The 360-nt window shown below is 32.8% G+C and carries 1 protein-coding gene; it reads right to left on the minus strand.

Going from position 1 to position 360, the window contains the following annotated elements; translation table 11 throughout:
- Nucleotides 1-61: 61 nt before the first annotated feature.
- Nucleotides 62-319 carry a DUF3975 family protein gene (locus tag SB717_RS34205; RefSeq protein ID WP_000265371.1) on the minus strand — a complete coding sequence of 86 codons (258 nt, stop codon included), beginning with the start codon at nucleotides 317-319 and terminating at the stop codon, nucleotides 62-64.
- Between the last annotated feature and the right edge of the window lie 41 nt (nucleotides 320-360).

Below are 360 nucleotides of genomic sequence, written 5' to 3' on the forward strand. Positions count from 1 at the left end.
CTTCTTTGTCTTATTGCATCTAACTTTTATAGAAAATCTGAATGAATACAAAAAAGGACAGTTACTCTTTTTCAGAAGTACTGTCCTTTTTAAATAACTTATTCCATAGCTTGGCGATACTCCATATAATGACGATTGCAATGGAGGCAATAATTGACCAAGCAATAGATGCAATTTCAAGTGCCATGCTAGGAAGGAAGGTAAGAATGGATACTACTTTATGAAACAACCATTCTATTATATGAAAACTTATTTGTAATAGAATGACGATACCAAGTGTGATCCATGCTAATATTTTCTTTCCTTTTTCTTTCCACATGACATTCACCTCACGTTAGCTTAATAGTTTTAAGCCAACAG

This window comes from Priestia sp. SIMBA_032 (assembly GCF_046535215.1).
Taxonomy (GTDB): domain Bacteria; phylum Bacillota; class Bacilli; order Bacillales; family Bacillaceae_H; genus Priestia; species Priestia aryabhattai.

Bases quoted from the DNA above. Each gene is read 5' to 3' on its own strand.
- SB717_RS34205 (WP_000265371.1), bottom strand. From the start codon at position 319: ATGTGGAAAGAAAAAGGAAAGAAAATATTAGCATGGATCACACTTGGT.